8 protein-coding genes are annotated in these 7,970 nt (G+C 68.6%); 5 read left to right on the top strand and 3 right to left on the bottom strand.

Annotated elements, in window-relative coordinates:
* Positions 1-62 precede the first annotated feature (62 nt).
* The 3 genes from AX690_RS10870 to AX690_RS10860 all read right to left on the bottom strand — a co-directional run bounded on the left by AX690_RS10870 (position 63) and on the right by AX690_RS10860 (position 2,271).
* Entirely contained in the window at positions 63-488 is a 426-nt protein-coding gene (locus tag AX690_RS10870) for an OsmC family protein (RefSeq protein WP_066682050.1), read from the bottom strand.
* A gap of 49 nt (positions 489-537) precedes the next feature.
* Positions 538-1,971, bottom strand: a complete 1,434-nt coding sequence (locus AX690_RS10865; protein ID WP_066682051.1) for a cytochrome P450 — start codon at positions 1,969-1,971, stop codon at positions 538-540.
* A 99-nt stretch (positions 1,972-2,070) separates the two neighbouring features.
* Entirely contained in the window at positions 2,071-2,271 is a 201-nt protein-coding gene (locus tag AX690_RS10860; protein WP_066682054.1) for a hypothetical protein, read from the bottom strand.
* Positions 2,272-2,551: 280 nt separating this feature from the next.
* Here AX690_RS10860 and AX690_RS10855 point away from each other — a divergent pair, with 280 nt between their 5' ends.
* The 5 genes from AX690_RS10855 to AX690_RS10835 all read left to right on the top strand — a co-directional run.
* The gene (locus AX690_RS10855; protein ID WP_066682057.1) at positions 2,552-3,514 is read left to right on the top strand and encodes an acetyl-CoA carboxylase carboxyltransferase subunit alpha; all 963 of its coding nucleotides are present in this window, start codon (positions 2,552-2,554) and stop codon (positions 3,512-3,514) included.
* Between the two features lie 39 nt (positions 3,515-3,553).
* A complete protein-coding gene (locus AX690_RS10850) occupies positions 3,554-3,955 on the top strand; it encodes a lysozyme inhibitor LprI family protein (RefSeq protein WP_066682061.1) in 402 nt (133 codons plus the stop codon).
* A 184-nt stretch (positions 3,956-4,139) separates the two neighbouring features.
* Positions 4,140-5,117 (top strand): nitronate monooxygenase family protein, encoded by a 978-nt coding sequence (locus tag AX690_RS10845; RefSeq protein ID WP_066686781.1) that lies wholly within the window; start codon positions 4,140-4,142, stop codon positions 5,115-5,117.
* Positions 5,118-5,188: 71 nt separating this feature from the next.
* Positions 5,189-5,473 (top strand): hypothetical protein, encoded by a 285-nt coding sequence (locus AX690_RS10840; protein WP_066686784.1) that lies wholly within the window; start codon positions 5,189-5,191, stop codon positions 5,471-5,473.
* Between the two features lie 296 nt (positions 5,474-5,769).
* Positions 5,770-7,970: TonB-dependent receptor domain-containing protein (locus AX690_RS10835; RefSeq protein WP_066730369.1), on the top strand; the 2,201-nt coding region annotated here is incomplete at its 3' end.

The raw sequence follows: 7,970 nt of genomic DNA, 5'->3' as shown, positions 1-7,970 counted from the left end.
CCCAGCTTGCCCCCTCCGGCCCTCTGGGCCACCTCCCCCGCATCGCGGGGGAGGATCTGAGCTCAGTTCCCCCCCACCGTCGTCACCACGCGCGCGCCCTTCGTCAGCAGCTGGTGGATCGGGCAGCGGTCGGCGATCTCGAACAGGCGCTCCAACTGCTCGTCGGTCAGGTCGCCCTCGATGGTGATCACGCGCTCGAAGCGCTCGTGCGGGGTCTGGTCCTTGTCGAAGTGCGAGAAGACCTCGACGTGCATGTGGCTGATCGTCCAGCCCTTGCGGTTGGCGTAGAGGCGCAGGGTCATGGTGGTGCAGGCCGCCAGGCCCGCGGCGACCAGCTCATGCGGATCGGGGCCAAGGTCGAGGCCGCCCTGCGCGACGGAAATATCCGCGACGATGGTCGAGGGGCCGGCCGTGACGAAGGTCTGCAGACCGCCGTGACCCGAGTCGGTGGCGGTGGCGAACGGGCGGGTGCGGAGGGCTTCGGTCATGGCTCTTCCTTGGAAAAGGGGCGCGGGGTGTCGCTTCCTAGCATTCCGCTCAGAGCGGCGCTTGGACGATCGGCGTCAGCTGGAAATCCGGCTCGTGGTCGGGGCCCAGGGTGATCGAGGCGACGGGGATCACCGGTCGGTCGCTGGCGAGGCCGATCTCGAAGCGCGCCAGCAGCGCCGCCAGGATGATCTGCGCCTCGGCCAGGGCGAAGCCGGCGCCGATGCAGACGCGCGGGCCCGCCCCGAACGGCAGGAAGGCCTCGACGCCCCACGGATGCGGCTGGTCGAGAAAGCGTTCGGGCAGGAAGGCGGTAGGCTGGTCCCACAGCTTGCGGTGGCGGTGGATCAGCCAGGGGCTGATGGTGATCATGCAGCCGGGAACGACCGCATGGCCGCCGATCTCGTCGGGCGCCGCGGCCGTTCGAGCGATCAGCGGCGCCGACGGGTAGATCCTCAGCGTCTCGAACAGCACCGAGCGCATCAGCGGCCAGGCCTTCAGGTCGTCCAGGCCAGCGACCCGCTCGGCCGGGAAGGCCTGGACCTCGGCCCGCAGGCGATCCTGGGTCACCGGGTCGTACGCCAGCAGCAGCGCGGTCCAGAACAGCAGGCGCGAGGTGGTTTCGAAGCCGGCGGCCAGCATCGAGCTGCACTGGTCGCGGATTTCCTGGTCCGACACGGCCGCGCCGTCTTCGTCATGCGCCGCCAGCAGGCGATCGAGCAGGTCGCGAACCTCCGGGTGAGGCGCCGCGCGTCGCGACGCGACCAGGGCGTCCACCGCGTCCAGCCACTGGCGGCCCAGCCGCCGGCGTTCGCCGTCCATGAAGGTCAGGTCGTCCGCGCCCTTGCTGACGAAGTCCATCAGGTTGAAGTGCGCCGGGCCCTCCATGTAGCGTCGGGCCAGGCTGGCCAGCACCGCGCCCTCGGCGTCGGCGCGGCGGGAGAAGAGGGCGCGCAGCACCGCGTCCAGCGTGGCCTGATGGAAGGCCTCGGCCAGATTGGCCTTGTCGCGACCGGCCAGCGCCTGGGTCAGACTCGCCCCGGCGTCCTGGAAGTGGGGCAGGAGGCCGCCGATCGCGGCGGGCGTAAAGACGGGCGCGAGGCTCTTGCGCTGACGCTTCCAGGTCGCGCCCTCGGCCAGCAGCAGGCCTTCGCCGACCAGCGGCCGCAGCGAGCGGTTGGCCTTGATGGGCCGGACATAGTTCGGCGAGGTCAGCACCTGGCGGGCGCTTGCGGGGTCGCTGACCACCAGGCCAGGCTGGCCCAGGAAGCTGTAGGGCGTGAAGAGGGCGTCGAAATCCTCCTCGCAATAGGCCCCGACCAGGCTGCGGCCCATCTCACGGGCGATGCGCAGCTCGCCAAGCAGCGAGCCGCCCAGCGGCCTGGGGTGAACTTTCGGAGCGGGGGGGATCAGCGGCCCGGAAGAGACCTGGGGCGCGCGAACTTTGACACCGCCGACCTTGGCGTCGCGGACTGATACGTCCATGGAACGGCCTTCCGGAGAGCGGGGCGCCAAAGAGGCCCCATCCGGAAAGACAGCCTAGCGCCGCTCATGTCGCGACGCAATAATTCATCATTCGGTGAATTAGGCCGCCGCCTGCTGCTGGCCCGAGACGTCGAAGGCGCGTTGCGAGCCGCGCCACACTTCCACGAAGTCGCAGCGGCGGTGCATGTCCAGCAGCTCGAACGCGCGGACGCGGGCGGCTTTATCGTCAGCGCAGGGCGTGACGTCGAAACGGGGGACCGAGCCGTCGGACTCGACACAGAAGAAGGTGAACACCTGCATGGGAACTGTGCGCTCTCATCAGGCGGGACCGCGCATATTCGATGGCGGGAGCCGCGGTGGGCGCGGGCCGGCTTCGCGCCCCGCTGGAAATCAACATAGGACTCTATGTCGCGATTCACCAGATCAAGAGAGTCCTGAATCGAGACTCACCTGTTGATCGATGCTGTGGATAAAACCCGGCGGATTCGGGGCGGTTCCCCGACGGAATCTCGCCTCTTTCCCTCGGAGGATTCCGCCACTAGGTTCGCACCCTTTCATTCACGGCGACGTTTGAGAGTCCATGGCCGCCCATTATCTCGATTTCGAACGTCCGATCGCTGACCTGGAAAGCAAGATCGAAGAGCTGTCGAAGCTCTCCGAGACGGCGGGTCCCGGCGCGTTCGACCTCGAAATCCAGGCCCTGCGTGACCGGGCCCAGGAACTCCGCAAGGAGGCCTACGCCAACCTCGACGCCTGGCAGAAGACCATGGTCGCGCGGCACCCGCAGCGGCCCCACCTGCGCGATTATGTCGCGGGCCTGATCGACGAGTTCGTCGAGCTGCGCGGCGACCGCAAGTTCGCCGACGACCAGGCCATCGTCGGGGGCCTGGGCCGCTTCCGGGGCCAGCCGGTCGTGGTCATGGGCCACGAGAAGGGGCACGACACCACCACCCGCCTGAAGCACAACTTCGGCATGGCCCGTCCCGAAGGCTATCGGAAAGCCGTCCGCCTGATGGACATGGCCGAGCGCTTCAGCCTGCCCGTCATCACCTTCGTCGACACCGCCGGCGCCTATCCGGGCCTGGGCGCCGAGGAGCGCGGCCAGGCCGAGGCCATCGCCCGCTCGACCGAGCGCTGCCTGACCCTGGGGACGCCGATGGTCGCCACGATCGTCGGCGAGGGCGGTTCGGGCGGGGCCATCGCCCTGGCCGGCGCCAACCGCGTGCTGATCCTGGAGCACTCGATCTATTCGGTGATCTCGCCGGAAGGCGCGGCCTCGATCCTGTGGCGCGACGGCGCCCGGGCCAAGGACGCGGCGACCAACATGCGCATCACCGCCCAGGACCTGATCAAGCTGGGCATCGTCGACCGCATCGTCGACGAGCCGGCCGGCGGCGCCCACTCGAACCAGGACGCGGCGATCCAGGCGGTCGGCGACGCGGTCGAGGAAGAGCTGAAGGCCATGGCGCACATGAGCGCCGAGCAGCTGCGCAAGCAGCGCTCCGACCGCTTCTACGCGATCGGCCGCGCGGGCCTGCAGTAGGGGATGACATCAGGTCGGGGGACCCAGCCGGAGCTTTTCATGCGTTTCGCCCCCGTCCTGCTATGCCTGTCGATGCTGGCCGCGCCCGCCGCGAGCCAGGCGGCCGAGCCTAAATACAGCCCCGCCTATGACCGCTGCCTGGCCTCGCCCGACGGCCAGAGCACGATCGGCATGATCGAATGCGCGGGCGCCGAGCTGAAGATCCAGGACGCCCGCCTGAACCGCGCCTACCAGGACGCGATGAAGCGTCTGGACCTGCCGCGCCAGAAGGCGGCGCTGAAGAAGGCCCAGCGCGCTTGGATCGCCTATCGCGACGCCGACTGCGCCAGCGTCTACGACCCCGACTGGGGCAGCCTGGCCCGCATCGAGGCCAACGCCTGCATGCTGGACCACACCGCCCGCCGGGCCGACGCGCTGGAGATGTACCGGCGGCTTCGGTAGATGCTCCCCCGCGATGCGGGGGAGCTGTCGGGGAGCGACTGAGGGGGCAACGCGGCCTTCGCCCAGCTCGCCCCCTCCGGCCCTCTGGGCCACCTCCCCCGCATCGCGGGGGAGGATCTATCTCTTGCCTGACCTAACGGACGCCGCGTCATAGTCTCCCCAAACCCGAGGGAGGCCGCGCGCCATGGCGATCAAGACCCGTTTCACCGAGCTGTTCGGCGTCGAGCACCCGATCGCCCAGGGCGGCATGCAGTGGGTCGGCAAGGCCGAGCTGGTGGGCGCGGTCGCCAACGCGGGGGCGCTGGGCTTCCTGACAGCCCTGACCCAGCCGTCGCCCGAGGCGCTGGCGAAAGAGATCGCCCGCACCCGCGAGATGACCGACAAGCCGTTCGGGGTGAACCTGACCATCCTGCCGGCCATGACCCCGCCGCCCTACGCCGAGTACCGCGCGGCGATCATCGAGAGCGGGATCAAGATCGTCGAGACCGCCGGCTACAAGCCTCAGGAGCACGTCGACCACTTCAAGGCCCACGGCGTGAAGGTGATCCACAAGTGCACCGCCGTCCGTCACGCGCTGAGCGCCGAGCGGATGGGCGTCGACGCCATCTCGATCGACGGCTTCGAGTGCGCGGGCCACCCGGGCGAGGACGACATTCCCGGCCTGATCCTGATCCCGGCCGCCGCCGAAAAGGTGAAGGTCCCGATGATCGCCTCGGGCGGCTTTGGCGACGCGCGCGGCCTGGTCGCGGCCCTGGCCCTGGGCGCGGACGGGGTCAACATGGGCACGCGTTTCTGCGCGACCGTCGAAGCGCCGATCCACGAGAACTTCAAGCGGGCCATGGTCGAGAACGACGAGCGCGCCACGGACCTGATCTTCCGCACCCTGCACAACACCGCCCGGGTGGCGAAGAACGCGATCAGCCAGCAGGTGGTCGCCATCGAGCGCGCCGGCGGCGCCAAGTTCGAGGATGTCGCCGACCTGGTGAAGGGCGCGCGGGGGCGGGAAGGGCTGGAGAGCGGCGACGTCGATCACGGCGTCTGGACGGCCGGCATGGTCCAGGGCCTGATCCACGACGTGCCGACCGTCCGCGAACTGGTCGACCGGATCGTCTCGGAAGCCGAGGCGCTGATCCGCGGGCGCCTGGCCGGCATGGTGTCTTAAGGCCTCAAAAGACAGCCGGCGAAACCGGCGCGGTCGCCCGCGCCTAATCCTCCATTGCATGGAGGATCGACATGACGCAGCAAGAGGCCGAGCGCGGCGAGCCAAGACGCCGCCGGATGCGACCGACCAATGTCGTGGTGGTCGTGATCTTGCTGGTCGTGCTGGCCCTGGCGGCGCTGGGCTGGTCGCATCTGGCCCGCTCGGCCATAGGGCGAGGGCCGGCGACCCAGCCCGACAACCCCGGCACGACCCGGCAGGAAGCCGAGCGTCGCGCGCGCGGCGACGACCCGCGCGGCTCGAACCCCAGCCAGGACGCCTACACCAGCCAGAACCAGAGCCGCGAACCCGCGCGCTAGCGGTCCCGTCCATCTCCCAAAGCGTGGGCGAGGCCTGACATGCTCTCGCCGTCTCATTCCTTCGCCCGCCGAAAGGGCGGGTGGCGCCTCGTTAAAGAGTTCCAGCGCCTATCGTTTCATCACGGTAGACAAGTTTTCAGAAAACGTTGGTTTCAGTTTTCTGAAAAAACGCCGATATCAAAAAGTGTGGGTCTTTTGCAACGTTGCAAATTTGTGAAACGTCCGCGCTTGGCGCCTAAATTCTCTCCTTTATGTTCCGCCCCAAAGTAAACTCCCGTTATGGGTGAGGGTTGGACATGTCTTATCGTCATATCTTGTTCTCCAGCGGCGCCGTCTTGGCGTGCGCGCTGGCCACGGCCGCGGCCGCTCAGACCGCCGGTCAGGCGCCGGCTCAGGACTCCGCGACCGTCGAACAGGTCGTCGTCACCGGTTCGCGCATCCGCACGCCGAACCTGCAGTCGAACGTGCCGGTGACCAGCGTCACCGCCGCCCAAGTTCAGAACACCGGCATCGTTTCGGTCGGCGACATCCTGAACGAGCTGCCCTCGATCCGTTCGACCTTCTCGTCGTCGAACTCGACCCGCTTCATCGGCACCGCCGGCCTGAACTTCCTCGACCTGCGCGGCCTGGGCACCACCCGGACCCTGGTGCTGCTGAACGGTCGCCGTCACGTGTCGTCGTCGGAAGGCTCCAACGAGGTCGACACCAACACCATCCCCACCGACCTGATCGACCGGATCGACGTCGTGACCGGCGGCAACTCGGCCATCTACGGCTCGGACGCCATCGGCGGCGTCGTCAACTTCGTGCTGAAGCGCAACTTCGACGGCCTGCAACTGCGCGCCCAGGACGGCATCAGCAGCCGCGGCGACGGCAACGCCTGGTTCGTCAGCGGCACGGCTGGCAAGAACTTCGCCGATGACCGCGGCAACGTCGCCCTGTCGGTCGAATACGCCAAGCAGGAAGACATCTACTACAGCGACCGTCGCCAGACGCGCCAACGCGGCGGCTGGGTGATCGTCGACTCCGATCCGGCCGGTTCGGCGAACGGCTCGGACGGCATTCCGGACCGCATCTTCGTGTCCGACATCCACAGCATGCTGATCTCGGAAGGCGGCACGTTCCAGCCCTCGTGCAGCGGCGGCAACCCGCTGACCTGCCGCCCCGACGGCCGCGCGCGTCTGTTCCGCTTCCAGCCGAACGGCACGCTGCAAGAAGCTGATTACGGCATCGACTTCCGCCCGCTGGCCAACAGCTCGGCCGGCGGCGACGGCTCGACTCTGCGCCGCTATGGCCAGCTGCAGCCCCAGACCCAGCGTCTGGCGGTGAACCTGATCGGTCACTTCGACGTCAATCGCGCCTTCCGCCCGTACGTCGAAGCCAAGTACGTCCGCAACAAGGTCTTCCAGCAGTCGAGCCCGTCGTTCGACCAGCCGCTGCTGCTGAACAGCGGCGACCAGATCAGCCTGGACAACCCCTTCCTGTCGGCCGAGTCCCGCGCCTTCATCGCCGCCCGTCTGCCGGCCGGCGCGACCACCTTCCGCCTGAACCGCAACAACCTGGACCTGGGCGTTCGCGAAGAGTCGATCCGTCGCGAAACCTACCGCGCCGTGCTCGGCGTCGAGGGTGACCTCGGCGACGCCTGGCGCTACGACGTCTCGGCGACCTACGGCGAGTTCAAGAAGCGGGCCCTGTCGCGCAACAACCGCGTCGAGCAGCGCTACGCCTACGCCCTGGACGCCGTCCGTTCGCCGACCGGCCAGATCGTCTGCCGCGTGACGGTCGACCCCACCGCTCGCGTGCCGTACGCCGATAGCCTGGCGTCCTATGTCGCCGGCGACGTGGCCGCCTGCGTGCCGCTGAACCCCTTCGGCGAAGGCGCGCCCAGCGACGCCGCCAAGGCCTATGTCAACACGACCTCGCGCGCCGACGGCAAGCAGACCCAGACGGTGTTCAGCGGCTCGATCTCGGGCGACACCAGCCCGTGGTTCAGCCTGCCGGCCGGTCCGATCGGCCTGGCCGCCGGCGCCGAATACCGTCGCGAGACCGCGCACGAGCAGTATGACGACCTGGTCCGCGCCGGCGGCACCTTCCTGAACGCCATCCCGATCTTCGATCCGCCGGCGTTCAGCGTGAAGGAGGCCTTCGCCGAAATCCGCGTGCCGGTCCTGGCCGACCTGCCTTGGGCCAAGGAGCTGTCGGTCAACGGCGCCGTGCGCGGCGCGGACTACAGCGGCGCGACCGGCAAGGTTCTGGCCTACAACGCCGGCGTCATCTACGCGCCGATCCGCGACGTGCGCTTCCGGGCCAACTACTCCAAGTCGGTTCGCGCGCCGCTGCTGTCGGAGCTGTATTCGGCCCCCAGCCAGAACTTCGCCAGCGTCAGCGACCCGTGCGACATCGCCAACATCGGCGCGGGCACCGCGACCCGCGCGGCCAACTGCGCGGCCGCCGGCATTCCGGTCGGCTTCATCAACGAGAAGGCGCGCGCCTCGAC

The organism is Caulobacter sp. CCH9-E1 (genome assembly GCF_001556515.1).
Classification (GTDB): Bacteria; Pseudomonadota; Alphaproteobacteria; order Caulobacterales; family Caulobacteraceae; genus Caulobacter.
Note: the sequence above shows the minus strand (reverse complement) of the source record. Positions and strands in the feature narration are given on the sequence as shown.